This is a genomic window from Microbacterium sp. CCNWLW41 (assembly GCF_037083505.1).
On record NZ_JBAOJP010000004.1, the window covers coordinates 53,199 to 79,572 of the forward strand.

24 protein-coding genes are annotated in these 26,374 nt (G+C 71.0%); 11 read left to right on the forward strand and 13 right to left on the reverse strand.

Going from position 1 to position 26,374, the window contains the following annotated elements:
• Window positions 1–92: 92 nt before the first annotated feature.
• The 5 genes from V6R91_RS15425 (at window position 93) to V6R91_RS15445 (ending at window position 4,249) form a co-directional block, all read left to right on the forward strand.
• Window positions 93–935, forward strand: a complete 843-nt coding sequence (locus V6R91_RS15425; RefSeq protein ID WP_271061930.1) for an ABC transporter substrate-binding protein — start codon at window positions 93–95, stop codon at window positions 933–935.
• 7 nt (window positions 936–942) lie between these two features.
• The gene (locus V6R91_RS15430) at window positions 943–2,022 is read left to right on the forward strand and encodes a FecCD family ABC transporter permease (RefSeq protein WP_336395987.1); all 1,080 of its coding nucleotides are present in this window, start codon (window positions 943–945) and stop codon (window positions 2,020–2,022) included.
• A gap of 4 nt (window positions 2,023–2,026) precedes the next feature.
• Entirely contained in the window at window positions 2,027–3,079 is a 1,053-nt protein-coding gene (locus V6R91_RS15435) for a FecCD family ABC transporter permease (RefSeq protein WP_271061932.1), read from the forward strand.
• Window positions 3,076–3,864, forward strand: coding sequence for an ABC transporter ATP-binding protein (locus tag V6R91_RS15440; RefSeq protein WP_336395988.1), 789 nt, complete (start codon window positions 3,076–3,078; stop codon window positions 3,862–3,864). The genes V6R91_RS15435 and V6R91_RS15440 overlap by 4 nt, the downstream gene beginning before the upstream one ends.
• 106 nt (window positions 3,865–3,970) lie before the next feature.
• Window positions 3,971–4,249, forward strand: a complete 279-nt coding sequence (locus V6R91_RS15445) for a GlsB/YeaQ/YmgE family stress response membrane protein (protein WP_217996176.1) — start codon at window positions 3,971–3,973, stop codon at window positions 4,247–4,249.
• Between the two features lie 110 nt (window positions 4,250–4,359).
• Here the strand turns inward: V6R91_RS15445 and V6R91_RS15450 are convergent, their stop codons facing one another.
• The 6 genes from V6R91_RS15450 to V6R91_RS15475 all read right to left on the reverse strand — a co-directional run bounded on the left by V6R91_RS15450 (window position 4,360) and on the right by V6R91_RS15475 (window position 10,963).
• Complete coding sequence (locus V6R91_RS15450) at window positions 4,360–5,388, reverse strand: hypothetical protein (RefSeq protein WP_336395989.1); 1,029 nt, start codon at window positions 5,386–5,388, stop codon at window positions 4,360–4,362.
• A 39-nt stretch (window positions 5,389–5,427) separates the two neighbouring features.
• Window positions 5,428–6,171 carry an SDR family oxidoreductase gene (locus tag V6R91_RS15455; RefSeq protein ID WP_336395990.1) on the reverse strand — a complete coding sequence of 248 codons (744 nt, stop codon included), beginning with the start codon at window positions 6,169–6,171 and terminating at the stop codon, window positions 5,428–5,430.
• A 92-nt stretch (window positions 6,172–6,263) separates the two neighbouring features.
• Window positions 6,264–7,805 carry an alpha/beta fold hydrolase gene (locus V6R91_RS15460; RefSeq protein WP_336395991.1) on the reverse strand — a complete coding sequence of 514 codons (1,542 nt, stop codon included), beginning with the start codon at window positions 7,803–7,805 and terminating at the stop codon, window positions 6,264–6,266.
• 306 nt (window positions 7,806–8,111) lie between these two features.
• Entirely contained in the window at window positions 8,112–9,173 is a 1,062-nt protein-coding gene (locus V6R91_RS15465) for a phosphotriesterase family protein (protein WP_336395992.1), read from the reverse strand.
• Window positions 9,166–10,173, reverse strand: coding sequence for a DMT family transporter (locus tag V6R91_RS15470; protein ID WP_336395993.1), 1,008 nt, complete (start codon window positions 10,171–10,173; stop codon window positions 9,166–9,168). Before V6R91_RS15470 ends, V6R91_RS15465 begins: the two co-directional genes overlap by 8 nt.
• 40 nt (window positions 10,174–10,213) lie before the next feature.
• A complete protein-coding gene (locus V6R91_RS15475; RefSeq protein ID WP_336395994.1) occupies window positions 10,214–10,963 on the reverse strand; it encodes a glutamine amidotransferase in 750 nt (249 codons plus the stop codon).
• Window positions 10,964–11,083: 120 nt separating this feature from the next.
• On the opposite strand from V6R91_RS15475, the gene V6R91_RS15480 reads away from it, so the two are divergent.
• Window positions 11,084–12,070 carry a substrate-binding domain-containing protein gene (locus V6R91_RS15480; protein ID WP_067243430.1) on the forward strand — a complete coding sequence of 329 codons (987 nt, stop codon included), beginning with the start codon at window positions 11,084–11,086 and terminating at the stop codon, window positions 12,068–12,070.
• Window positions 12,071–12,204: 134 nt separating this feature from the next.
• On the opposite strand, the gene V6R91_RS15485 is transcribed toward V6R91_RS15480, so the two are convergent.
• A complete protein-coding gene (locus tag V6R91_RS15485; protein ID WP_336395995.1) occupies window positions 12,205–13,965 on the reverse strand; it encodes a sulfatase in 1,761 nt (586 codons plus the stop codon).
• Window positions 13,966–13,973: 8 nt separating this feature from the next.
• Window positions 13,974–14,615: a PadR family transcriptional regulator gene (locus tag V6R91_RS15490; protein WP_271061816.1), complete on the reverse strand. Its 642-nt coding sequence runs from the start codon at window positions 14,613–14,615 to the stop codon at window positions 13,974–13,976.
• Between the two features lie 224 nt (window positions 14,616–14,839).
• On the opposite strand from V6R91_RS15490, the gene V6R91_RS15495 reads away from it, so the two are divergent.
• A complete protein-coding gene (locus tag V6R91_RS15495) occupies window positions 14,840–16,174 on the forward strand; it encodes an MFS transporter (RefSeq protein ID WP_336395996.1) in 1,335 nt (444 codons plus the stop codon).
• A gap of 25 nt (window positions 16,175–16,199) precedes the next feature.
• On the opposite strand, the gene V6R91_RS15500 is transcribed toward V6R91_RS15495, so the two are convergent.
• Complete coding sequence (locus V6R91_RS15500) at window positions 16,200–17,111, reverse strand: LysR family transcriptional regulator (protein WP_336395997.1); 912 nt, start codon at window positions 17,109–17,111, stop codon at window positions 16,200–16,202.
• A 122-nt stretch (window positions 17,112–17,233) separates the two neighbouring features.
• On the opposite strand from V6R91_RS15500, the gene V6R91_RS15505 reads away from it, so the two are divergent.
• Both V6R91_RS15505 and V6R91_RS15510 read left to right on the forward strand, forming a co-directional pair.
• Complete coding sequence (locus V6R91_RS15505; protein ID WP_336395998.1) at window positions 17,234–18,256, forward strand: MBL fold metallo-hydrolase; 1,023 nt, start codon at window positions 17,234–17,236, stop codon at window positions 18,254–18,256.
• 122 nt (window positions 18,257–18,378) lie between these two features.
• Window positions 18,379–19,725 carry an MFS transporter gene (locus tag V6R91_RS15510; protein ID WP_336395999.1) on the forward strand — a complete coding sequence of 449 codons (1,347 nt, stop codon included), beginning with the start codon at window positions 18,379–18,381 and terminating at the stop codon, window positions 19,723–19,725.
• On the opposite strand, the gene V6R91_RS15515 is transcribed toward V6R91_RS15510, so the two are convergent.
• Window positions 19,720–21,150 (reverse strand): aminotransferase-like domain-containing protein, encoded by a 1,431-nt coding sequence (locus tag V6R91_RS15515; RefSeq protein WP_336396000.1) that lies wholly within the window; start codon window positions 21,148–21,150, stop codon window positions 19,720–19,722. The genes V6R91_RS15510 and V6R91_RS15515 overlap by 6 nt on opposite strands.
• On the opposite strand from V6R91_RS15515, the gene V6R91_RS15520 reads away from it, so the two are divergent.
• Entirely contained in the window at window positions 21,149–22,117 is a 969-nt protein-coding gene (locus tag V6R91_RS15520) for a DMT family transporter (RefSeq protein ID WP_336396001.1), read from the forward strand. The two genes, V6R91_RS15515 and V6R91_RS15520, sit on opposite strands and share 2 nt — an antisense overlap.
• A gap of 27 nt (window positions 22,118–22,144) precedes the next feature.
• Here the strand turns inward: V6R91_RS15520 and V6R91_RS15525 are convergent, their stop codons facing one another.
• Both V6R91_RS15525 and V6R91_RS15530 read right to left on the reverse strand, forming a co-directional pair.
• Entirely contained in the window at window positions 22,145–23,245 is a 1,101-nt protein-coding gene (locus tag V6R91_RS15525) for a serine hydrolase domain-containing protein (protein WP_336396002.1), read from the reverse strand.
• 59 nt (window positions 23,246–23,304) lie between these two features.
• Window positions 23,305–23,964 carry a TetR/AcrR family transcriptional regulator gene (locus V6R91_RS15530; RefSeq protein WP_336396003.1) on the reverse strand — a complete coding sequence of 220 codons (660 nt, stop codon included), beginning with the start codon at window positions 23,962–23,964 and terminating at the stop codon, window positions 23,305–23,307.
• A 79-nt stretch (window positions 23,965–24,043) separates the two neighbouring features.
• Here V6R91_RS15530 and V6R91_RS15535 point away from each other — a divergent pair, with 79 nt between their 5' ends.
• Window positions 24,044–25,411, forward strand: a complete 1,368-nt coding sequence (locus tag V6R91_RS15535; RefSeq protein WP_336396004.1) for an MFS transporter — start codon at window positions 24,044–24,046, stop codon at window positions 25,409–25,411.
• Here the strand turns inward: V6R91_RS15535 and V6R91_RS15540 are convergent.
• On the reverse strand, window positions 25,408–26,358 hold the full coding sequence (locus tag V6R91_RS15540; protein WP_336396005.1) for an EamA family transporter: 951 nt from the start codon (window positions 26,356–26,358) through the stop codon (window positions 25,408–25,410). The genes V6R91_RS15535 and V6R91_RS15540 overlap by 4 nt on opposite strands.
• Between the last annotated feature and the right edge of the window lie 16 nt (window positions 26,359–26,374).

Here is a 26,374-nt window from a genome sequence, read left to right on the forward strand (position 1 = left end):
TGACCGTCGCCTCCGCTCTCACCCTCGTCTCGTGTGCCTCGCCGGGGAGCGCCTCCGAGGCGTCCACGGGGGGCGGAGAAGGGGGCGTCACCTTGACGCATCCCTCGATCGACGGGCTCGAGATCACGTTCGACGCGGCGCCCAAGAGCATCGTGATGGACTGCTACGCGTACAGCTCGCTGCACGAGTACGGCATCACGCCCGTCGCACTGTTCGGATATGAGTGCGACAACCCCTTCGTGATGGGGGACGCCGAGACGAAAGACATCACGGTCGTCGGCAAGGACGGCGAGATCGACGTCGAGAAGCTCGCCGAGCTCCGCCCCGACGCGATCGTCGGCCAGGGCGACGGCGACGGGTGGTCGTGGTTCGACGAGGACGTGAACGCGCAGCTCACCCGCGTCGCGCCCTTCGTGCCTCTGCCGAGCGGTGACACCGTCGAGGGGCGGATCGCGGACACCCGCGAGGTCGCCGCGTTCCTCGGCGGGGAGGTTGCCTCGGACGCGATCGCGCAGTCCGACGAGGACCTGGCCACGGCCAAGGAGACCCTCCGCACCGCGTTCTCCGGATCCGAGCGGAAGATCATGCTCACCAGCCCCACGAAGGAGATGCTGTACACCGCCGTCGGGTTCGCACAGGCCGACCTCCTGGAGGACCTCGGTGCCACCGTCGTCGGCGCCGAGGCCCCGGCGACAGGGAACCCGTGGGGACAGGTCGCGTGGGAGGACGCGTCGACGTACGGAGCCGACATCCTGCTGGTCGAGGGCTACTCGGAAGACTTCTCGTTCCACACCGAGCTCTGGGACGCACTGCCCGCCGTGAAGGCGGCGCAGCTGGGCGCCTGGAGCTCGAAGGGAGCGATGACGGCCTCCACCTATGCGGCGTGGCTGAACGACGTTGCCGATCTCGTGGCGTCCTCGACCAAGGTCTCCTGATCCGCCGATGCCCGGTCAGACCGCGGCATCCGGCGTCTCCCCGGACACCCTCGTGTCCGGGGAGACGCCCCGTCCGCCCTCACCCCGATCGAGCGACCGCGGCCGTTGGATCGGCCTGGTCCCGCTGGCGGTGCTCTGCACCGCCGCGCTCGCCGCGAGCATGCTCGTCGGTTCCCGCAGCATCCCGCCAGCGGAGGTGCTGCAGTTCCTCCTGCATCCCGATCCCGATAACGCCGTCTCCCAGACGATCTGGTTCTCCCGCGTCCCGCGGACCGTCCTCGTGCTGGTCGCGGGCGCGGCCTTCGGCGTCGCCGGAGCGTTGATGCAGGCGGTAACGCGCAACCCGATGACCGACCCCGGGATCCTCGGGGTGAACGCCGGCGCCTCGCTCGCGGTGGTCGTCGGGCTCGCCTTCTTCGGACTGGCGGACATCTCGCAGTACATGTGGTGGTCGTTCGTCGGCGCGATGGTCACCTCCGTGCTCGTCTTCGTGATCGGCAACACCGGCACGGTGCGGGGCAACCCCGTGCGGATGACGCTGTCCGGCGTCGCTCTCGGCGCGGTCCTGTCGGGATTCTCCTCGGCGGTCCTGCTCACAGACTCCCGGATCCTGGAACGGATGCGCGGGTGGTTGGCCGGGACGACGGCCTCGCAGCCGCTCGACGGAACGCTCGCGATCTTGCCGTTCCTCCTCGTCGGGCTCGTCATCGCGCTGCTCAGCTCCCGTGCGCTCGACGTGCTTTCGCTGGGGGAGGCGTCGGCCGTGGCGATGGGTGCGCACCCGAACCGCATCCGACTCGTCGTGCTGATCGCCATCGCCCTGCTGGCCGGCGGCGCGACAGCCGCCGCGGGGCCCATCGGATTCCTGGGGCTGCTGGCGCCGCACCTTGCGCGCATGGTCGTCGGACCGCACCAGGGATGGATCATGGCGTATTCGGTGCTCATCGCTCCGACGGTCATGGGTCTGGCCGACGTGCTCGGACGAGTCATCGTGGCGGGGGAGGTCCCTGTCGGGATCGTCACCGCATTTGTCGGCGCCCCCGTGCTCATCTACATGGTCCGTCGTCACCGGGTCTCGGAGTTGTGATTCCGTGACCGACATCGACTTCGGGCGGCGGGTGCACCGATTGGGCCCGCGGGCCCGTCCGTTCCTGCTTGTGGATGCGCGCGCCGCCGGCGTCTGCCTTGCGCTGTGGTCGGCGATCGTCGTGGTCGCCGTGTACGCCGTGTCCACGGGGTCGGCACAGATCTCCCCCGCGGAGGCCCTCGGCGTTCTCGCCGGGCAGGGGGACGACTACACGACGATGGTCGTGGGGGAATGGCGCGCCCCGCGCATCGTGACGGCCGTGCTGCTCGGCGCCTGTCTCGCGCTGAGCGGCACGATCTTCCAGAACCTGACGGGCAACCCCCTGGGTTCGCCGGACGTGATCGGCTTCCAGACGGGCTCATACACCGGCGCGCTCGTGGTCATGCTGCTGCTCGGCGGCGGGTCGGCCGAGACGATGGCGGGAGCACTCGTCGGCGGTGTCGCCACGGCGTTCTTGGTGTTCCTCCTGGCGACCAAGCGCGGCGCGATGCGGGGGGTGAGGCTGATCATCGTCGGCATCGGTGTGAGCGCGATGCTCGCCTCCGTGAACGTCTGGATCCTGCTGACCGCAACCGTCGAGGACGCGATCATGGCCAGTCTCTGGGGTGCGGGAAACCTCTCAGGCGCGTCGTGGGCGACCTTCGCTGCAGCATCCGCCGGTTCCGCCGTCTTCCTTGTCGGGGCCATGCTCCTCGCGCGCCCGCTGCGGCTGCTGCAGATCGGCACGCCGTTCGCGACGGCCCTCGGCCAGAACGTGCGAGCCGTGCAGGTGGCGGCGATCGTGGTCGGGGTCGGCCTCACGGCCTTGGCGACCGCGACGGTCGGGCCGATCTCGTTCATCGCCCTGGCCGCGCCGCAGATCGCCCGTCGGATCGTGCGCTCCGACGGGCTCGCGCTGGGTTCGACCGCCGCCGTGGGCGCCCTGCTGCTCCTGCTCGCGGACGTCGTCGCCCAGCGCGTCCACCCGGACTCACCGCTGCCCGTAGGCATCGTCACGGTGTCGATCGGTGGCCTGTACTTCCTATGGCTGCTCGTGCGAGAGGGAAAGAAGAGATGACTCGACTGATGGTCGACGGCGTCGCACTCGGCTACGCCGACAAGCTGGTGTGCACGGACGTCTCTGTGGCCGTTCCGGACGGCGCGTTCACGGTGATCGTCGGGCCCAACGCCTGCGGCAAGTCCACGCTCCTGAAGAGTCTCACCCGGCTCTTACCGCCTTCGCGCGGCAGCGTCCTCCTGGACGGCCGGAGCCTGCACGAGCTGCCCACCAAGCGCGTGGCGCGCGAGGTAGGGCTGCTCCCCCAGGGGCCGATCGCCCCGGACGGGATCCGGGTCGTCGACCTCGTCACCCGCGGCCGGTACCCGCATCAGCGGCTGTTCGCACCGTGGACGCCCGAGGATGAGTCCGCCGTCGGCGACGCCATGGACGCCACGGGGATCTGGCACCTCTCGGGGCGTCTGGTCGACGAGCTCTCCGGTGGCCAGCGGCAGCGTGTGTGGATGGCCGTCGCCCTGGCCCAGCAAACGCCGATCCTGCTCCTGGACGAGCCCACCACGTACCTCGACCTCAGTCATCAGATCGAACTGTTGGAACTCTGCCGCGCACTCAACCGGCGGCAGGGGAATACGCTCGTCGCGGTCCTGCACGACCTGAACCAGGCGGCACGCTACGCCGACCACATCATCGCGATGAAGGACGGCGCGGTGACGGCGACCGGGACGCCGGGCGAGGTGATCACCGAGTCCCTCGTCTCGGACGTGTTCGGCCTCGATGCCCTCGTGATCGAGGACCCGGAGTCGGGGAGCCCACTGGTGATCCCGCGCTGGCCTCACGACGGGTGACCTATATCAGGCCCGCGCGCGTCATCCAACCCCTGTCGCGACCCGCGTCCCGTGTGCGAACAATAGGAGAGCACGGCAACGTGTCTCTCGTATGAAGGAGTTCAGCATGGTTGTCATCGGATGGATCATCGTCGGCCTTCTCGCCGGCGCACTGGCGAAGCTCATTCTGCCCGGCAAGCAGGAGGGCGGCTGGTTCAGCACCCTTCTCCTCGGCCTGATCGGCGCGTTCGCCGGCGGCCTCCTGTTCGGCCTGATCGGCGGCAAGGGCATCGGCGCGGTGTTCAGCGACCCCTGGTCGTGGGGCTCCTTCTTCATCGCGGTCATCGGCGCCCTCGTCTTCTCGTTCGTCTGGGGGCTCATCACGAAGAACCGGGCTCGCGACTGAGCCGGCATTCCGACTCACGGTCGCCCGGCGGCGGGATCGCACAGGATCCCGCCGCCGGGTCCGTCAGGGCAAGGCGTCACGTCCGGATGTCTCGATCATCGGCCGTGCGGTCAGTGCCAGGAGAGCTCGAGATCCAGTCGTCCGACGCGAAGGCGCAGGACCGTCCTCTTTCCGCCGGGCGCGGAACCGGGGGTGTGCTGGCGGAGGTAATCGTCGGCCCTCGTCAGGACCCGTTGCATCCGCGCATCCTCCTCGACGACCACCGCTCGGGCCTGCTCGGCCCGCCGGATCGCGTCGCGCGCGTCGATGAGCGCGCGGCGATTGACGCGATGCCAGAGGCGTGCGCGGTTACCGCGTGCGACACCGTAGAGGGCCGTGAGGAGCGCGCCGATCGAGATCATGATGGCGCTGGCGAGGACGGGCGCCCACGGATTCCGGGTCTCGAAGTCTGCGAAGGCGAAGGCGTACCACAGGACCCCGATGCAGAACACCGTCAGCCCCAGCGTCGGCCATCCGAAGCGGAACGGAAACCGCGAAAGCGCGGCCACGTACACGCGGAACGAGGGCCAGATCGCCCGGACGCCGGTCGCGTCCGCGGCGCGATCCAGCGCCTCGGTCAGACGATGTGACTCGACATCGGCCGACACGTTGAGGGACCGCGCCGGGATCTGCGCCGCCCACCCCGCGAGTTGCGTCGTCAGGACCTGCGGCGTCAAGAGCGCTTCGCGAGGTTGAGTGACGTACTCGTCGGCGGCAGCGCGGATGGTGAAGGGGTCCTTCGCGAGCGCTGCCGGCTCGCCCACCCCCTTGAGGGCGGAGCGAAGGGTCAGCGCAAGCGCGACGGCCCCCGCGATGAACGTCAGCCCTCCGGCCGCTTGCCGCCAGTCCTCCGTCTCCCGGGTGAAACCCTCATAGAAGAAGGACGCGGAGATGCTGATGAACAGGCCGGAGAGGAGCGCGCCCATCGCGGGAGCCACAATGGTCTGGAACTGCGTTTCGGCGAGCCTGATGTACGTGAATGTGCGCCGCTCCGGAGCTCGGATGATGCGGACGGTGGCGAACTCCACGAGGCTGAGGACCAGGCACGCGACCACGCTGAGTCCGCCGAATCCGATCAGTATCGTCGTGAGGTCTTCCATGGCGCTCCTCTCCGGGGCCCGCTTCGCGTCGTCGGCGTCTCAGCCGTACACCTTCCCGGCGCTGATGCCGCCGTCGATCACGAACTCCGCACCGGTCGCGAACGAGGACTCGTCGCTGGCGAGGAAGACCACGATCGCGGACACCTCCGCGGGATCCGCCGCGCGGGTCAGGAGATTGGTGTCCTCGTCGTCCGCCGTCAGCATCGCGGCCGTCATCGGGGTGCGGATGTTCCCGGGATGCACCGAGTTGACCCGCACGCCCTGCCCCGCCAGTTCGAGCGCGGCCGACTTCGTGACGCCGCGTACGGCGAACTTGCTGGCGGTGTAGGCGTGCATGCCCGCGATCCCCTCGAGGCCGGCGACCGAGGAGATGTTGATGATCGATGCGGGCGTCGCCCGCTTGAGCGCGGGCAGGGCGGCACGCATCCCCAGGAAGACGCTCTTCGCGTTCACCGCCATCACCGTGTCCCAGGACTGCTCGGTGGTCTCCTCCAGCGGCGATCCCGTGAGGATCCCGGCGTTGTTGACGAGGACGTTCAGGGCGCCGAAGCCGGACTCCGTCGCCGCGACCGCGTCCTTCCATTGAGCGGCGTCCGTCACGTCCAGGTGGAGGGAGATCGCCCGCGGGCCCAGCTCCGTGGCCAGCGCCGACGCCGCCTCGTCGGCGATATCCGCGATGGCCACACTGCCTCCCTCCGCGACGATCGCGCGTGCGTGTGCGGCGCCCATGCCGGATGCGCCCCCTGTGACGAGGGCGACCTTGCCCTCGAGTCGTCGTCCCATGACGGTGAACCTCTCTCATAGATGCCTGACGCATTTGTGACGTCAGTAACCCGCACTATAGCCACCTCGGTGCGGGGCGCGTCAAGAGCGGCTCAGCGGTCCGTGCAGATGGTCCCGTCCGCGGGCAGCTCCCCGCGGATGAGGTACGCGAGCGCCGCCTTGGTGGAGCACGTCGACTGCGAGAGGACGGAGGTGTGGCCGTCGGCCTCGACGCCGAGGAGGACCGCGTCGAGCTGGTCTGCGAGCGTCGCGGCATCGGTGAACGGCGTGGCGGGATCCTGCGTCGTCGACGTCACGAGGAATCGGCCGGAGCCCGACGCGGCGATCTCCGGATCCAGATGCGCCGGGCGGTCGGTCTCGCAGGTCAGCGCCACCGCGGCATCCTCTGCGGCGTTCCCCGAATCGCGGATGAAGAAGTAGTCATCGCCGTGCAGCGGTTCCAGGTCTGCGCGATCCAGAGGAGTGGTCGCCTCCGGCATCGCGCACAGGACGGCGTGCGCGAAGCCGCCGGAGATCGCGGTGTCCCCGGCGTCCTCCTCGCGGGGCGCGGCCGCTCGGGGGGCGGCGCTCTCCCCGTCGGCCGGCGTCGCGGACGGCGGCGCAGGCAGGGACGAGGAAGCGAAGGCCTCCGAGAGCCACGTGACAGCATCCGGCCAGGACGACCGTGGCTGATACATCGCCGAGAGGAGCTCTCCGGTCATCCGGGCGCCGTCGAGCGTGACCGCGACGCCGTCGACCGACACCTGCTGTGGATGCGCGGTCAGTGCGCTGCGCAGTTCGATGAGCTGAGCCTTCGCCGCAGCGCCGTCGCCGGACACAGGGCAGGGGCCGAGCTCGCCGGCGAGGCAGCCGTCGATGAAGCGGTCCAGGCTCTCCTCGAACGCGATGGACTGACGCTCCGTCCCCAGCGCGGTGAAACCGATCGACGGGGCGGCGCCGTCGAGTACGAGCCGTCGCGCCTGCGCCGGGAAGAGCGTGGTGTAGACGCCGCCGACGTAGGTGCCGTAGGAGTAGGCGACGGCGTCGAGCGGCGCGTCGCCGAGGGCGCGGCGCAGGGCCTCGAGGTCCAGCGCGACGTCCGTGGTGCTCGCGAAGCGGGCGAGCTCGTCCGACGGCGTGCAGCCGTCGGCGGACCCAGGGCAGGCCAGGGGAGCGTCTGCGCCCTGCAGGCCCCAGACCCCCCGCGGATCGAAGCCGACGAGCGTGAACCCTTCCCTCAGGGACGGCACCCGCTCAACCGTGTCGTGGACGAGCTCGGTGCCGGAGCCCCCGGGACCGCCCTGGATGACGAAGAGGGTGGGAGCCTCGTCCTCCGTCGAGGGATAGCGGCGTACCGGGATCTCGATCGTCGCGTCGGCGGGATCAGCCCAGTTCCGGGGAACGGCGAGGCGCCCGCACTCGGCGTCGGCGTCGTCCTCGCACGCGGTCCACGAGAGGGACTCCGCGCCGCTCTCGTTCCACGCATCGACCCAGGCCTGCGCCGTCTCGGGACGTACCTGGGCCGGGGCGATCGACTCGTCAGACGTGCTTCCGGGCACGGAGCCGCAGCCGGCGAGCAACGCCGTGCCGAGCGCGAGGACGGACAGGACGGAGCTTGCGCGCCGGGGGAGCAGCGATCGACGATCCGGGGTCATGCGACGGACGATATCCGCCTCGCGTCGGGTCGCCGTGTGCGGCCGCGCAAGGACGCGGCACGTCGGGCCGCGGCGCTACGGGGTTCCCCGCAATCCCGGGAGCCGAGGCGTTTCGTCTCGCTGCGCTCGCTCAACGACCGGAGCGTGGGGTTGGCGGCGTTTCGTCTCGCTGCGCTCGCTCAACGACCGGGGGTGGCGGTTCTCGGTCGTTGAGCGAGGAGCGCAGCGACGAGACGAAACGCGGTGACCTGGGGTTGGGGGCGTTTCGTCTCGCTGCGCTCGCTCAACGACCGAGGTGGAGGGCGGTCATGCGGCGGACGGTGTGGCGAGATCCTCCCCGCTGAGCCAGCGGGCGGGATTCGCCACCATCAGGCGGTGCAGCGCGGCGTCGTCCAGGCCGCGCGCGCGAAGAAGATCGGCGAAGACCGAGACCACGAAGCTGAGGCCGTTGCCTCCGTTGCGGCGCCACATCTGCTTGAGGAACAGATCCTGTGACAGCATCAGCTGCGCGCCGTAGCCGTCGGCGATCAGCGCGGCGACGGCATCCGCCGTCTCGTGCGGCGAGGGAGAGGCGCCCTCGCCGGGGAAGGAGATGTCCAGCCCGATCATGTCGAACTCCAGGATCGCGCCCCGGTCCAAGAGCGCGCGCTGATAGTCCGGATCCGATCCCGACGGGTCGCTGTGGGCGAGGGCGATCCGGTCCGGTGCCACGCCGAGCTCCTCGGTGAGGACATCGAGAACCTCGTGTCCCCGGCGCTGCCAGCCGGGCATGTGGATGTTCATCGGCACGTGCGGGACCTCGCGCTGCGCGAGCCCGGCGGCACGAAGGGCGGCGCGCTCGGCGGGCGTGAACTCCGGGGAGACGCCGACCTCGCCGATGACGCCCGCCCGGATCCGCCGTGATCCGATGCCCTCCGTGAGGTCGTGGAGGATGTCGGCGACGTGGGCGTCGACGGAGCGCGCCGTGAGGCGTTCGCCCTCGAGCTTCTGCAGGTACGTGCCGGTGCTCATGACGACGTTCGCGCCGGTCGCCCTCGCGACGGCGGCGAGCCCGTCCGGGTCGCGTCCGATCGCGGGACTCCCCGTCGCATCCACGATGGTTCCGCCGCCGCGGCGCCGGAACTCGGCGACCTCGACCACGACGTCGTCGATGGGCTTGGCCGCGAGGTTGTCCGGGCAGCAGTAGGGGTCCTCGCGGAGGAGGAACTGCCACTCGGGCGCGACGTCCTGCGCGGCGAGCGCGCGGGTCGACGGGTACGCCGCCGGCGCGAGGACGGCTGACAGATCGTTGAAGAGGTGCTCGTGGGGGAGGACGATGCCGAGGTCCGTCGCAGCGACCGGTCCGAGCACGGTCTGGACGTCAGGCATCGGTTCGCCCCGATGGTTCCGGTTCGGGCACCACCGCGCGACGCGAGGGGATCATCGCGATCGCGGCGGCGGCGAGGGCGACGAGTGCGCCGATCACCGTCACGGCATGGAGCGTGACGCCGTGCGAGGGGACGGCGACCTCGATGAGGATGGACCCGATGAGTTGACCGGCGGTGGAGGCGAGGCCGAGGAGGAGGAGTCCCAGTCCCCGCACGAGAAGCGCCATCAGCGCGATCGAGAGCAGCCCGAGGGGGCCGCCGAGGTACATCCACCACGTGTCGGGGAGTGCGAAGTGTGCGCCGGTGGCGGCCATGCGGATGAGGTAGACGATGCCCAGCGCCGCGAACCCGATGAGGAAGTTCCAGGTGATCGAGACGAGCATCGAGCCCGAGAGACGACCGATCTCGGAGTTCCCCGCGGGCTGCCAGCCGGCGAGGAGGCCGCCGACGAAGGGCATGATCGCCAGCGCGATCATGTGCGGGGCGGACCAGCTCGGGGAGACGACGAGCAGGGTGGCAGCGATCGCCAGGACGGCGCCGATCGCACGCTGGACCGTGACGGCCTGCTTGATCCGCACGCCGATGCCGAGGCGATCGCAGAGCACTCCGGAGATCACGAGACCGGAGATGAGCGAGGTCTGGAAGACGGCGACGCCGAGGAACCCGACCGTCACCCCCTCGGACAGCACGATCACCGCGCCGCACAGGCCTGCGAAGAAGTTCCATCGCGGAAGCTCCCCTCGCACGAGCTGGCCGGGCAGGGCGAGGAACGCACGCCGTGTCTTCTCGCGGGTGAACACCACCACGAGCATCAGGACGAGACCCGTCCCGAAGGAGATCAGCGCCGCGGCGTGCCCGTCGCCGAGCTCCGAGCCGAGGCGGCCGTTCACCAGGGCCTGGAGCGGGCCGAGCATGCCGGCGAAGACGGTCGCCAGGGTCAGCGCGGCGACCGAGGCGGAGCGTGCGGTCGCGGGGCGGGCGGTCGACGTCGTTGTCATCATGTTCTTCTGTCTTTCCCTATTGTCGCGGCGAAGCCGCAGGTCAGTCGAGTTCGCCGGCCAGCCAGCGGAGAGAGCGGGCGAACAACGGGCCGTAGCCCTCCCAGGACATGAACTCCTCGGGTGCCCAGTGCGGGGACACGTCGGACATGAACGCGAGGGTGCGACCCGCGCCGACCGTGCGGGTCGCGAGCAGCGGGTCGGCCCCGATGGCGGCGAGCACCGTGGCGTCGGGACGAGCCTGTGCACGCTGGTAGCCGAGCAGGATCGGCCAGTCGCGGTCGAGCCCGGAGGTGATCGCGTGCTCAGCGACCACCGAGCCGCTCACGCCCTCGGGTGTCTCCACCCGGTCGTCGTAGGGCGTCAGCGAGACGGGGAGGACCTCTTCGACCGCGGTCCCGTGATAGCGCGCCTTCGCCTCGAAGCCCTGGAAGCTGAGGTAGCCGCCGGCCATCATGAGCCCGCCGCCGCCCTGGACCCAGTCCTTGAGCAGCGTGAGCCGGTTCGGAGTGGGCCTGCCCAGGCTGAACGTGTCGGGGTGGAGGAGGAGCGAGTTCGAGCCGATGTCCGACAGGAGGACGGCATCGTACTCAGCGAGCTGCTCCGCGGTCTGCGGGAAGCGCTCGGCGACGTCGTGCGACCGCAGGTGGACGACATCCAGCCCCTCTGTCGTGAGCGCGTCGAGAAGACGGGCGCACCCGATCTCGACGCGCGTGTGCGCGAAGGGGTCGTATCCCTTGTGATCGATCGTGGCGCTCACCCACGACTCGCCCGCCAGCAGAACCTTCACCATCATCGACTCCTTCGCGCGTCTCCGCGCCGTCCGGCTCATGCGTTGCGCACTGTTGCGCAACGCACACATCAAACTAGGATGAGAGTCCGGTCGTGTCAACTCGCCCAGGGGGAACGTGCGATGTCGCTCAGTCAGATAGCGCAGCAGGTCGGCGTCTCGACCTCGACGGTGACCCGATACGTGCGCGGCGAGCTCAAGGTCGCCCCGGCGACGGCCCGCAGGATCGATCGCGCGCTGGCGGAGAACGGTCATCCCGCCGCCGCGCGGACGACGACGGTCAGCACGATCGGGCTCGTCGTGCCCTCCCTCGACAATCCGTACTTCTCGAGCCTCGCGGACGCGGTCGTCGACGCCGCGGTCGAGGACGGGATCGACGTCCTCACCTCGCTCACCGGGTCCTCGGCGGCCCGGGAGCGCAAGAGCGTCGAACGCCTCGCCCAGCTGCCGCATCTGGGCGGGATCATCTACCTCGGCATGCACAGCACGAACGAGGCGTTCACGGGGCGCGTCGGCGGGGACCTGCCCGTCGTCCTGCTCGACGAGTACGTGAACTCGCGCGGCACGAACGTCGCGCAGGTCACCGCGGACAGCTTCGGCGGCGCGTATCAGGCCACCGCGCACCTGATCGGCCTCGGTCACACGGCGATCGCCCACCTCGGCGGACCACGGGGGCTGCACACCGCGGACCAGCGCGAGGCGGGGTATCGCGCCGCCCTGGCGGACCGCGGGATCGAACCGGACGAGCGTCTGATCGTGCGGGGGACGTTCACCTCCGACTTCGGCAGCAACGTGTTCGCGCACCTCAGCGCGGCGGGGCGGCAGCCGACCGCGGTGTTCTGCGCCAGCGACATCATCGCCATCGGCGTGCTCGAGGCCGCCCGTCAGGCGGGGATCGCCGTTCCCGAGGCCCTGTCGGTGATCGGCTGCGACGGGATCACCGTAGGGGAGTGGCTGACGCCTCGGCTCACGACGGTCGCTCAGCCGACGACGATGCTGGCGCGGCAGGCGGTCGACGAGCTGGTCGGCATCGCCACCGGGGCGGCGCCGACGACGCGGACGCTGCCGATGACCCTCAAGCTGCGCGCTTCGACCGCTCCGCCCGCCTGACGCGCGGCGGGCGTTGCGTCTCGCTGCGCTCGCTCAACGACCGGGGCGGAGTGCAGCGACGAGTCGAAACGCGGTGACCCGGGTTGGGGGCGTTTCGTCTCGCTGCGCTCGCTCAACGGCCGGCGGTGTCGGGATCAGATCCGGGCGAGGTCGGCGGCGAGACGGTCGAGCGTCGTCGGGCCGAGCGGGATCACCGCGGCGAGCTGATGGAGGCTCGTGTCGCCGAGCATCCCCAGCATCTCCGAGTGCAGAAGCATCGGCAGGTGCGCGGCCACGACCTCGCGCGTCGGCGGGTGGGCGAGGAGCTCGTGCACCGAGGTGCCGAGCCCGAAGTCGCCGGAGGGGAACGCGTCCAGCGGGGTCAGGGGCGCGGCGGCCTCGGTGGCGAGATGGCGCTGCGCGGCGACGAGCAGGTGCTCCGGCCCCGGCTCTGCGTCCGCCGGGATGCCGAGCCGCTCGTACTGCGACGCAGGAGCCTCGTTCTCGCGCAGCAGCCGCGCGAGCAGGCGCAGCATCCGCAGCTCGACGTCCGGGTCGTCGAGCGGGCGCTCCTGACGCGGATCCGCCTCCAGATCGAACAGGAGGGTCCCGAACAGGTACGGGTTCATCATCGCGCGCCCCGTGAGTCGCAGCGGGCGGACGCCCTTCGTGAACGAGAACGGCTCGGCGAGCTCGGCGCCCGCGAACTCCGCCGGCGCGAAGCGCCCGCGCATGTGCGTGGGCATGAGCGTGTACTCCTCCAGGGGGGCGTTCTCCGGCGTCGCACAGGAGCGCATGTACACGTAGCGGCCGTCCGTGACGTTCACGTGTCCGCCGTGGATGCCGAACAGCGCGGCCTCCCGCGACGGGGATCCCTCGGGCGTGGGACCCTGCTCGTCGGTGCGCATCGGGATCCCGAGCATGTCGTCGGTGCGGTCGAGGCCGAAGAAGTCGAGCAGCGTCGGCGCGATGTCGATCGTCTGCACGAGCCCGCGGTGGCGGCGGCCGGCGTCGCCCGTCCTCGGGTCCCAGAGGAACGCCGGGAGCCGCACGAGCTCGTTGAACCAGGGCTGGACGCTCTTCGCCCACCAGCCGTGCTCGCCGAGAAGGAACCCGTGGTCGGTGTTCACGAGGAGGAGGGTGTCCTCCCACATGTCGTGCTCGTCCATGAAGTCGAGGACGCGGCCGAGCGAGCGGTCGCACATCGAGGCGAGCGCCTTGTACTCGTATCGCGCGTGCTCGACCTTCGACTCCTCCTCGGTCACCTTGGCGTACGGCGGCCAGTCGAACTCCGGTCCGTCGTACTCGTGCGGGTAGAGGCGACGGTACTCCTCGTAGGTGAAGAAGGGCTCGTGAGGATCGAAGCACTCGATCTGCAGGAACCAGTTGTCGGTGTCCGCGTTCGTGGACAGGAACTCCAGTCCCGCGTCGAAGGTCCGTGTCTGCGGATGCTCCGCCTCGCGCCGCAGATAGCCGCGGTTGATCGCGTCCTGCCGTCGGATGGCGCCCTTGAAGCCGGTCTCCGGCGCCTCGCCGGGCTTCGCGGCGTGCCCCTTCCACGGGTCGCCCTCCTGACCGCGGAAGAACTCCCAGGTCGTGTAGCGCGGGTGGTAGGTCGCGCCACCGTCCTCCCAGTAGTGCGGATGGTCGCTCGCGAGGTGGGTGTGGATCCCGGCTCGTCCCAGCATCTCCGGCATGGAGTCGTCCCAGGGCTCCAAGGGACCCCAGGAGCGGTGCAGGAAGTTGTACCGACCGGTGTGGATCTCGCGCCGGGCGGGCATGCACGGCATCGATCCGGCGTAGAAGTTGTCGAACGTGACGGTCCGCTCGGCCAGCCGGGTGAAGTTCGGCGCGTGGATCTCGTCCGAGCCGTAGGGCGGCAGCATATGCCGGTTCATGCTGTCGAACATGACCATGATCGCCCTCATCGGTCCGCTCCCTGGATCGTGGCGGCCGCGGCGTCGTCCGGGATCACGATCGTCCGGGCGAGCTCGGCGTTGGTGCGTTCGAGCGCGTCGTCGAGGATGTCCGTGCGCAGGCTCTCGAGCGTGCGGATGTAGTCGTCCAGATCGCGGGCGCCGTTGTAGTGGAGCCGGTCGGAGAGCGCGCGGGCGAACGGCTCGTCCGCGCCCTCGGGCAGCGGTCCGAGCCGGCGGTCGCGGAACCGGTACTTGACGCGCTGGGCATACCGGGCGTTCAGCTCCGTCTCGATCAGCTCCAGGACGTCCTCCTTCGACATGAGGCCGATGCCCAGACTGAGCCGTGCGCCGAAGTCCGGGTCCTGGAAGCGGCTCGGCGGCGCGTACGGGCTGCGCAGCCAGCCGATGAAGACGGTGCGCCCCTCGGGGGTGAGGCGGTAGACCTTCGCATCCTGCGCGCCGGGCCGTTCGTCCACGGAGAACGCGACCCAGCCGCGCTCGGCCATCCGCGACAGGGACCGGTACACCTGGCTCATCGTGGTGTTCGAGCGGAGGAAGCGCCCGTGCGTGTCCAGGTACTTCATGATCTCGTAGCCGGTCGAGGGGCCGCGGGCGATGAGTCCGAGGAGCAGGTGCTCGAGCTTCATGGAGGTGGGTCCGTTCTCTCGTCGTCGAGTCAGGTGCGATGACCATTCCACAAGTGGAATTGCCTTGTCAAATCCACTCCGACGTGTCGATTCGCGACGTCGTGCTTGACAGAAGCATCCCATAAGTGGAATATCGACACCACTCCACTTGTGTCATGGGTTGCTTGGACTGCTCCACCCGATCCGCGCCCGAGACCCGTTCGCTTCAACGACGAAGGAATCGCATGAACACGTCACTCCCGGCCGCCGCCGAACAGGTCCCGACCGCCCCCGTGAAGGGAGGGGTGCGGGGTCGATGGCGCAATCTGTCCACACTCGTCGGCGTCACCGTCGTCGAGAGCGGGGAGGGCAGTCTGACCACCACGCTGTTCCCCGCCATCGCCAAGAGCCTGAACCTCGGCAACTCCGAGCTGGGCATCCTGTCCACGCTGGGCCGTCTGGTCGGCGTCCCGTTCGGACCGCTGTGGGTCTGGTACGCGAACCGCACCAGTCGCCGCCAGGCGATCGTGGTCAGCACCGTGCTGAGCGGACTGCTCGCCTTCGCCTCTGGCTTCGCGGAGAACTTCGTCGTCCTCCTGCTGCTGCAGACGCTCCAAGCCGGTGCCGTGATCGGTCTCACCCCGATCACGAACGCCGTCATCGCCGACAGCTTCGACGACCAGTCCCGGGGGCGTGCGACCGGGATCCTCTACGGCTTCTCCGCGATCCTCGGATCGTTCATCGGCCCGCTCGTGGGCCTGCTCTCGCTCTGGGACTCCGGCTGGCGGTGGGGGTTCTTCGGGGTCGGCGCCCTGCTCGTGGTCTCGGGGCTGCTCGTGCTGGTGCTGTTCCGCGAGCCCGCCGTCGGCGGAGCGGACTACGGCGAGGCGGCGAGCCGGATCGCATACGAACGCCCGCGCCTGAAGGACTCCGTCACGCTGTTCAAGATCCCGACGTTCAGCGTCATGATGCTCTCGAGGCTGCTGTCCGGTCACCTCCTGATCGCGGTGTTCGGCATCCAGTTCCTCGTCACCGAGCGCGGGTTCGACAACGCCGTGGCCGCGATCGTGGCGCTGCCGTTCGGGATCGGCTACTTCCTCGGGACGGTCGGCGGCGGCTTCGTGGTCTCGGCGCTCGATCGCCGCGTCGGCTCGCAGGGGCGCGTCGCGTTCCTGCAGGTGGCCCAGGTCCTGTTCGCGGTGGTCGCCTTCTTCGCCACGCAGTTCGACGTGACCTCCATCGGCTACTACGCCGTGTTCTGGGGGCTCATGGGGATGACGCAGGGGCTGAACCCCGGCATCAACCGACCCATCCTGATGTCGGTCATGCGGCCGGAGCTCCGAGGCCAGGGCTTCGTGATCTATCTGACCATCTTCGAGGTGATCGGGTGGGCCGCGTTCACCTTCGTGGCCGGGATCCTCGCCGACGCCTTCAGCCTCCAGGCGGTGTTCCTCTGGATCCTCGTCATCATGATGATCGTCAACGCGGCCGTGCTCACCGTGCTCTACGCGGTGTACCCGCGGGACCGGAAGCGGGTGGACGACGTCATCACGGAGCGCATCACGACGATCCGGTCCTGATCGCGGCGAGGCGGGGCGCGCGGGATCAGCCCAGCGCGTCCTGCAGTGCCGGCTCGGCGAGGAGCTCGACCAGCATGTCGAGCCGGGCGGTGCGTCGCTGCCCGGACGCCATCGCCAGCACCACGTCGTTGGGCGCCACTCGGTCGCGGACGCGCACGTACGCGACGTGTCGCCCGTCGAAGCTCTGCGTGCCGGGCGGGCGTCCGCTGAACACCGAGTAGCCGAGGCCTCGAGCGACCATGGCCCGGACGGTCTCGGGGTTGGTGAACGCCCAGCCCGCCTGCGGCACGATCCCGGCCTCCTCGATGAGCGACTCGATCACGCCGCGGGACCCGGCGGGCTGCACGAGGATCAGCCGCTCGTCTGCCAGCTCGGCGAGCGAGACGTCGTCCGCGCCCGCCAGGGGATGGCCCTCGGGAAGGACGGCATACGGATCGATCGAGCGGATCGTGCGCACATCGAACCCGGGCACGAGCTGGCGTCGGTAGAGCAGGGCGGCGTCGACGGCGCCGCCGCGGAGCAGATCCTGCACCTCGGCGGCCAGGCCGTCCACGAGGTCGAGCTCGACCCGGGGGTGCCGCGTGGTCACCGCGTCCGCCAACGGCGGCAGGAGGCGCGGGGACAGTGCGACCGTGCACGCGATCCGCAGCGGCCCCGCGATGTCGTCGTGCTCGACGCCGGCGAGCTGGGCGAGCTCGGCGGCATCGTCGAGGATGCGTCGCGCGACCGGGAGCATCCGTTCCCCGCTGCGCGTGAGGGCGACGCCCTTGGCGGGACGACGGACCAGCAGCTGGAGCCGGAGCGCGCGCTCCAGCTCGCCCAGGGCGGTGGAGACGGCTGCGGGGGAGGCGGAGCAGCGCTCTGCGGCGGCGCTCACCGTGCCGAGTTCCGCGGCGGCGGCGAAGTACTCGAGCTGGCGCAGGGTGACGCCGTTCATCTCTGCGTCGCCGCCGTCGTCGCATCCATCGATTCTCCTTAACAAGACCTTCGATAAGTTCCGCTGTACAGAACAATATTCCGGACCGACGATGGGGGAAAGCACGCCGAAGGAGACAGCAGATGAGCGAACCCCGCATCGTCACCCTGGGAACCGCAGGAGGTCCGCGCTGGTGGACGCCGCTGGACGCGTCCTCGCGGTTCGGCATCTCCACGGCGGTCGTCGTGGGCGACAGGGTCTATCTGGTCGACGCCGGGCTCGGCGCCGGACGGCAGTTCGCTCGCGCCGGATTCGCCATGGAACGGCTCGGCGGGATCTTCCTCACGCATCTGCACTCCGATCACACCACGGACCTGATGAACCTGGCCCTCTTCGGGATGTTCGGGCTCACCGGTGAGGGGCCGCGGATCCCGATCATTGGGCCCGGCGACCGCGGTCTGCTCCCGCCGGTCTCACCCCGCGCCGTCACCGCCCCGATGCCGGTGGCGCCCGCGCTCCCGACGCCCGGCACGGCCGACATGTTCCGTCTCCTGATGGAGTCGCAGGCGACGGATCTCAACGACCGCGTGCTCGACGCCTTGCGCCCCTCGCCCCTCGACCTGTTCCACGCGCAGGACATCACGCTCCCCGACGGCATCGGGTACGACGCGAACGCCATGCCGACGCCGGACATGACCCCGTTCCGCGTCTTCGAGGACGACCGGGTGCGCGTGGACGCGATCCTCGTACAGCACCCGCCGATCGCACCCGCCTTCGGCTTCTGCTTCACCACCGAGGACGGCTCCGTCGCGATCTCCGGTGACACCGCCCCCTGCGCCAACATGGTGCGCCTGGCGGAGGACGTCGATCTGCTCCTGCACGAGGCGATCAGCTTCGAGTGGGTGGCCGCCATGTACGGAGGCCGTGACGACGCGACGTCGCAGGCGTCGATCGACCATCACCGACGATCGCACACGAGCGTCGGCGAGGCGATCGCCGTCGCGCGCGATGCCGGTGCCGCACGACTGGCCCTGCATCACCTCGTACCCGGGCACATCCCGACGACGGAGTGGCTGCGCTCCGCCGCCGGTGCCGACCTGGAGGTGCTCGTCCCCGACGACCTCGAGACGATCTCCTTCGCCCGTCGGCCGGCGCTCACGACCTGAGCGCGCCGCCCCGGGATCCACCGCCCCGGACGGCGCCGGCCCCGATTCATCCGTTCCCGATTCAGCCGTTCCCGATCCACCGATCCGTTCCCCGATCCGTCCCGCTTCCAGAGAGGTCGACGATGACCCCGCACCCCACGACCGCCGCGCAGGAGGCGAGCGCCACCGCCGCCGCCGACGGCACCCAGCTCTCGATGACCACGCGCGACATGCGCCGCGTGATCGCGTCCAGCTTCATGGGCAGCATGATCGAGTTCTACGACTTCATCCTCTACGCGACGGCGGCGAGCCTCGTGTTCGGCCAGGTCTTCTTCGCCGGTCTCGGCCCCGGATTCGCGACCTTCGCGTCGTTCGCGACCTTCGCGGTCGGATATCTCGCGCGCCCCCTCGGGGGCATCGTGTTCGGTCATTTCGGCGACACCCGAGGGCGCAAGCGCGTGCTGGTGCTGTCCATGGTGCTCATGGGCGTGGCCTCTACGATCATGGGGCTGCTCCCGCCGACGGCGACCGTCGGGATCATCGCGCCGATCCTCCTCGTCCTGCTGAGGGTGGTGCAGGGCGTGGCCGTCGGCGGCGAATGGGGCGGCGCGATCCTCGTCGCCCTGGAGCACGCACCGCGTGAGCACCGCGGTCTGGCGGCGAGCTTCGCGAACGCCGGCGGCCCGGTCGGCGCGGTGCTGGCGACGCTGATGCTGAGCCTGTTCTCCCTGCTGCCGCAGGACCAGTTCCTGAGCTGGGGATGGCGCGTGCCGTTCCTCTTCAGCGTGGCGTTGCTGGCCGTCGGCCTGGTCATCCGGCTGCGCGTCGCGGAGACGCCGATGTTCCAGAGGCTCGAGGCGATCGGCGCCCGCCGACGCGTGCCGATCCTCGAGGTGCTGCGCCACCACTGGCGGGCCCTGCTCATCGCGTTCGTCGCGGCTCTCGCCTTCACCACGTCTCAGGGGCTGATGACGGTATGGGGCGTCTCGGAGGCGGTCGCGGCGGGAGCGGAGAGCACCGGCGTCCTGAACTGGAAGGCGGTCGCGGCCGTCACGACGGTCGTGATCTCGATCCTCGCGGCCCGGGTCAGCGATCGCGTCGGCCGGCGGACGGTGGTCGTCGCCGGATGCGCCGTGGGCGTCGTCCTCGCCCTTCCGATCATCGGCCTGCTGCAGACGGGCACGGTCTGGGGCTTCGCCCTGGCGATCGTGCTCGGGAACGGCCTCGTCCAGGGGATGGTCTACGGGCCGATCGCCGCCTTCGTGGCCGAGCAGTTCCCGACGGCCCTGCGCTTCTCCGGGGCGTCGGCGGCGTACCAGTCGGCGTCCACCATCGGGGCGGGGTTCTCGCCGCTCATCGCGACGAGCCTCGTCATGACGTTCGGAGCGACGTGGCCGGTCGCGGTGTTCTGGATGATCGTCCTCGCCGCCAGCGCGCTGGCGGTGCTGCTCGCCCGCGAGAGCCGGGGCGCCGACATCCACGGATCATGAGGGGCGGCGGGGACTCGGTCGCTGCTCGGCGAGGGCCTCGGCGAGGAGCCGGATCCCGGCATCGAAGGAGCCGGGGTCCGGACCTGCGTAGTTGAGGCGGACGTAGGCGCCGGTGGGCTCCGCGGGGAACCACTCGCGACCGGAGGCGATCACGACCCCGCGCGCCTCGCCGTCGGCCGACAGCCGCGCCAGGTCCACGCCGTCGGGGAGACGGACCCAGAGGTTCAGTCCGCCCGCCGGGATCGTCTCGATCGTGGCGTCGGGGAGGTGCGCGCGCACGGCGTCGATCATCAGGTCCCGCCGGACGCGCAGCCGGGCCCGGACCCCGCGCACGTGGGTGCGCCATGCGGGCTGGGCCAGGACGTCGAGCGCCGCGGACTGGAGTGCCCCGCTCACGTACATGGACTGCGCCTGGAGGTCGGCGAGCACGCGGTCGCGGACCGGGCCGCGTGCGATGACGGCGGCGACCCGGATCGCGGGGGACACGCTCTTGGTCAGCGATCGCAGATAGACGATGTGACCGTCCTCGTCGCGGGCCGCGAGGGGGACGGCGTCCGCGTCGATCCCGAAGTCATGTGCCCAGTCGTCCTCGATGAGGAAGGCGCCATGCCGTCGGAGGAGATCGCGCACGGCATCCGCGGTCGCAGGTGTCCACCGTGCCCCGGTCGGGTTGGCGAAGGACGGCTGTGCGTAGAGGGCGCGGGCGCCCGTCTGCGCGAGGGCGCGATCGAGCGCCGCGAGGTCCGGGCCCTCGGCGCCCGCGGGCACGGGGACCAGGGACACGCCCACCTGGGCGGCGGCGAGGATCGCGCCCCAGTACGTGGGCGACTCCGTCAGGAGGACGGCGCCCGCCCCGGCGACCGCGCGGAACACGGATCCGAGCGCGATCTGGCTCCCCGGCGTCACGAGCACGTCGCCGGGGGCGGGCGGCGCGAACCCGGCCGGCGTCTGGGCGCCGAGCTCGGCCGCGAACCACGATCGCAGCTCCGGCAGCCCCTCCGACGCGGGCCGTGACACGGCGGCGTCGCTCCTCGCCGCGCGGATGAGGGCGGCGCGGACCAATCGCTCCGGCAGCAGATCGCGGTCCGGATACCCGGAGTGCAGGGCGATCACGTCGGGGGACGGGGAGCGCAGCGCCGTCGAGGTCATCACGGGGACGCCAACGCTCGCCCCCAGCGCCGCGGTCTGCCAGGAGTAGTCGTGCGCCCGGCCGTGATGCGCGGCCCGGACGAAGGCGCCCACGCCGGGCCGGGTCTCGATGAGACCCTGTGCCGCCAGCAGGCGCAGCGCCTTCTGGACGGTCACGGGACTGGCGCCATGGCGTGCGGTGAGCTCTCGGGTCGACGGCAGCCGCGAACCCGGCGCGGCGCCGGCGACCCACGTACGGAGATCGGCGGCGAGTCGATCACTGCTACCCTGATTCATGAAAGACCACAGTAGCGCTACTATCCGCGAGGCTCACCCGCTATCCATCTCTCGGGCGGGGCTGACCTGGGGATTCCTCGGTGTCCTGGCCTTCTCGTTCACCGTCCCGATGACGCGGGTCGCCGTCGGCGCCGAGCAGATGTCACCGCTCTTCGTCGGCAGCGGACGAGCGGTCGTCGCCGCGCTGCTCGCCGCCGCCGCCCTGGCCGTGACCCGTCAGCGCCGGCCTCGCGGGCGCGAATGGCTGAGCGTCGCCGTCGTCGGCGCGGGAGCGGTGGTCGGGTTCCCGCTGCTGACCTCCTTCGCGCTCACCGAAGCACCGGCCCGCCATGGCGCGGTGGTGGTCGCGCTGCTGCCCGCCGCGACCGCCGTCGTCGCCGTGCTGCGCACGCGGGAGCGCCCTGGCCGGGCGTTCTGGGCGGCGGCCGTGATCGGCGCGATCGCGGCTGTGTCGTTCGCCGCGCTCCAGAGCGGAGGCGTCAGCGGGATGCGTCCTTCCGACGGGCTGCTGTTCGCGGCCGTGGCGGTGTGCGCGATCGCGTACGCCGAGGGCGGCGTCCTGTCCCGCACGCTCGGCTCGTGGCAGACGATCTCGTGGGCGCTGGTGGCGGCGTCTCCCGTGATGACGATCCTGACGGGCGCCGCCGTCGCTGCGCAGCCGCCGTCGGGATCCGTGACGGCCTGGCTCGCCTTCGCCTACCTCGGAGTGGTCAGCATGTTCCTCGGGTTCTTCGCCTGGTATCGGGGCCTCGCGATCGGTCCGCTCGCGCAGATCAGCCAGGTGCAGCTGGCCCAGCCGGTGCTGAGCATCGCGTGGGCGGCCCTGCTGCTGCGCGAGCCGATCACCGTGGCGACCGTGCTCGGCGGCGGGGCGGTGATCGGCGCCGCGCTGCTCGCGGTCCGTTCCCGTGCCCGGCGGCCGCCGGGGCCCGAGGGGGACGCGGAGCACCTGGGGCGACGGGGATGAGCCTTCGCCGCGTTCGCGGAGGGACGATCAATCCGACGTGGCGCCCTGGAGGTCGCCGAGCATCCCGAGGACACGCTCGTCCATATCGACCTGCGCCATGACGACGCAGACGGTGCCGTCCCGGTCGGCGAAGAAGTCCGTCCCGAGCCCGCCGGACCAGCCGAAGCGTCCTCGGTGTTTCCCCTCCGTCACGATCGAGACGCCGTAGCCCCATCCCGTGCCCTCCCAGAACCCGGGGAAGAAGCTGTCCGGCGCCTTGGCCGACGGCGGGACCTGATCGCGCCTGAATTCTGCGAGCAGGTCCGCATCGATGAGGCGCCCGTCCAGGAGGGCGTGCAGGAACGCGCGGTAGTCGGAGACGGTCGACACGAGCTCGGAATGACTGACGTCGAACGGCGGGGCGACCGAGAACCCCGCTCCCGCGGGCTCCGTCTCGACGAATCCGTCCTCCGAGCGCCGGAAGGCCGCGACCAGGCGGTGCTCCTGCCCCGGCCGCACCGTGAAGCCGGTGTCGACCATCCCGGACGGGGAGAAGACCGTGGTCGCCAGGACCTCTTCGGTGGAGCCGCGTCCCAGGCGCCCGAGCAGGATGCCGAGGACGCCGAACGAGTGGTGATAGCGCCATCCCTCCCCGGGGTCGAACGCGAGGGGGAGCGTGCTCAGCGTGTCGAGCCAGTCCTGCGCCCCGCGCGTCACGGGCTCGGGGCCGGCCTCCATCCCGGTGTCGACCATCGCCCGCCGCAGCGGGGAGTCCGTCGTCATCATGCCGTAGCCGGACGTGTGGGTGAGCAGGTGGTGGACGGTGATCGGCCGGCTCGCCGGACGGGCCTCGGTCAACGGCGCGTCGGGGTGGGGGAGGGCGCGCAGGCCGCGCAGCTCCGGGAGCCACGCGTCGACGGGCTCGTGCAGCGCGAGCGTGCCCTCCTGGATCAGGCGCAGGGCGGCGACGGCGGTCACGGCCTTGGTCATGGACTGGACCCGGAAGATCGCGTCCGCGCGCAGGGGGGCGCCCTCAGGGGCGTCGAGGCCGACAGATACGGGGTGACCGTCGCCGAGGACGCCGACAGCGCCGGGCACCGTGCCGGCTGCGACGTGGCGGGCGAGGAGGTCGGAGAGGGGCTCGGACACGCGGGGCCTTTCGTCGCCGGAGGGTACGGCGATCATCGTATTGAGGCCGCGCTCCCGCGTCATCCTCCGATGGTCGTATCCTTCTCGCTGTTGAAGGCGACCCAGTCCTCCCAGGAGAGCGCCGTTCCGCGCTGCGTCGCCTCTCCCCGCGCCAGCTCGCGCAGGCCCGCGAGGTACAGGTCGAGCTGCCGCAGATGCAGGGCGGTGGCACGTTCCGGGGAGATCGCGAGGTGCGGACGCAGGTGGGCGACCGCCATCATGATCTCCCCGGCCGTGTAGTCGGGCGGGACGAGCCCGCGCTCACGGTCCTGGGCGATCAGCCGGTCCAGCGCGTCGCGCAGCCGTTCCGCCGCACGGTCGATCTCGGGCGTGGTCGGCAGGCGCCGGCCGAAGGTGGTGACGAGGGGGCTCGACGCCTCCTCGAGATGCCGGGTGAGGAATCGCGCGACCGCGGACTCCGTCTCCTGCTCCGCGACCTCCGTCGCGATGCGGGTCACGTCCTCCAGCGCGAGCAGTCGCAGCGCGTGGACGAGCTCGTCCTTCGAGCCGTACCTGCGGTACACGGACGCGACGCCGACGCCGGCGCGCGCGGCGATCTCCGACGTGGGCGCATCGAAGCCGCGCTCGGCGAACACGTCGCGCGCCGCCTCCAGCACGGCGCGGTCGTTCGCGCGCGCCTCCTTCGCCCGTCCGCGGTCGGGTCGAGTCTCAGGGTCCACGTTCTCAGGGTAGCGATCCGGCGGAGGACGGCCTATGTTAATCGGAACGGAATCATCCGTTCCGATTAGAAGGAAGGCCATGACCGCTCCCGTCCCTGTCATCCCGTCCGCGTCCCGCACGAGCCGCGGACTGCTCCCCGCGCTGTTGTGCGCGGTCCTGTCGTACTCGCTCATGCAGACGCTGCTCGTTCCCGCCCTGCCGTCTCTCGTCGACGGACTCCGCCTGGACGCGGCCGGGGGCGGGTGGGTGCTCACGTCCTATCTCGTCAGCGGTGCGATCGCCGCGCCCGTGCTCGGGGCCCTCGGCGACCGCTTCGGACACCGGCGGGTGCTCCTGGCGGCCATGTGCCTCTTCGTCGCCGGAAGCGTCCTGTGCGTTGTGGCGCCCGTCTATCCGCTGTTCCTGCTCGGCCGGGTGCTGCAGGGAGCCTCCACCGCCTCGTTCCCGCTCGCTCTGGCGGTCGTGCGGCGCCACGTCGCCGCCGATGCGCAGCCGGCCGCCGTGGGCTGGCTCAGCGGGACGCTGGGCCTGGGTGCCGGCGCCGCACTGGTGATCGGCGGGTTCATCGCCGAGGCGCTGAGCTGGCCGTGGCTCTTCGTCGTCGGAGCGCTGCTGGGCGTGCTGAGCATCGTCCTCGTGGCGACGCTGGTCCCGCATGCGGTGCGCGCGGAGCCGTCCGGCCCGCTGGACGCGGCGGGCGCCGCGCTGCTCGGCGGGGGACTGGTCGCCCTGCTCCTGGCCGTCGCGCAGGGGTCGACATGGGGATGGGGTAGCCCGGCCGTCCTCGCGCTCGCCGGGTGCGCAGTGGTCTGTCTCGTCACCCTCTGGGCGGTGGAGAAGCGGGTGTCCCGTCCGCTCGTGGACGTCCGCGTGCTCTCACGCCCCGCGCTCGCGTCCGTGAACCTGCTGACGCTGCTGCTGGGCTTCATCCCCTATCTGTTCTACGTCGGCCTGCCGGTCCTGTTCCAGGCGGCCCATCCCGCCGGCTTCGGGATGGACGTCGCCCAGACCGGATTCGCGATGCTCCCCGGCGCCGTCCTCGTGTTCCTCGGCGGCCGGCTGGCTCCCTGGCTCCTCGCGCGGATCCGCCCCGCCGCGGTCGCCGTGCTCGCGATGCTGGCCATGGGCCTCGGAAGCGCGGGTGCCATGATCCTCCCCACCTCGCTGCCCGCGATCGTCGCGCTGTTCGCGCTCGTCGGGCTCGGCAACGGCATCGGCTTCGCGCTGGCCGCGGATCTGGTCTCGCGGCTCGTCCCGCGGAACGAGATCGCCGCGGCCGTCGGCGTGAACGGCGTGCTGCGGACCGTCGGCTCCGCCTTCGGAACGCCGATCACGATGCTCATCGTGGCGGGCGGCGCCGTTCCCAGCGCCTTCGTGCTCCTGTTCGGCGTGGCGGCGGCCGTCTCGGTGGTCGGCGCGGTGCTGGGGGCGACCGTCCGGGTCTAGCGGATCGACGGTTCCGTCGCGCGTCGTCGGCCCCGGGGGAGAGCGCGACGGGAGCCGGCGAGCTGTCCGCCGAGGATCGCGGCGAGAGCGAGGGCGAAGCCGAGCAGCTGCAGAGGGCGAAGGTCCTGGCCGAGCACGATCCATCCGAGCGCGGCCGCGACGATCGGGGAGAGGAGCCCCAGCAGCGCCGTCGAGGTCACGGGGAGCGCACCGACCCCGCGGAACCACAGCAGGTACGCCGCGAGGCCGCCGGCCAGCCCCAGCCACGCGTATCCGCCGGCCGCGGCCGCATCGATCGCCGGGGGCGGGCCTTCCAGGACGACCGTGAGAGGGACCAGGACCAGGCCGCCGGCGGTGAGGAGCCAGCTCACCAGCACGGGTGAGCTCACACCCTCGGGGCGACCCCAGCGGCGGGTCAGCACGACGCCGACGGCCATCGAAAGCGCCCCCGCGGCGCCGGCGAGCAGCCCCGCGACGTCGACCTGAGCGCCGGGTCCGAGCACGACGAGGGCCACGCCGGAGACGCCGAGCAGCGCCCAGACGGCCTTGGCGGCGGTGGGGCGTTCGCCCAGCAGCGGCAGGGCGAGCGCGAGGACGAGGAGCGGCTGGATCGCGCCGACCGTCGCGGCCACGCCGCCGGGCAGGCGCTCGGCGGAGGCGAAAAGCAGAGGGAAGAAGAAGCCGATGTTGAGGGCGCCCAGGACGAGCGAGCGCCACCACCACACGCCGTGGGGGAGCCGGCGGAACACGAGCAGGAGGATCAGGCCCGCGGGGAGGGCACGGAGAAGGCCCGCGAAGAGGGGGTGCCCTGGTGGGAGGAACTCGGTGGTGACGAGGTAGGTGGTCCCCCAGACGACCGGGGCGGCCGCGGTCAGGGCGGTGAGGCCGGCGGTTCCGCGGAGTCCGGTGGCGCGCGGCGCCGTCGCGGCGAGGTCTGTCGTGGTCATGACGTCAGTCTCCGCG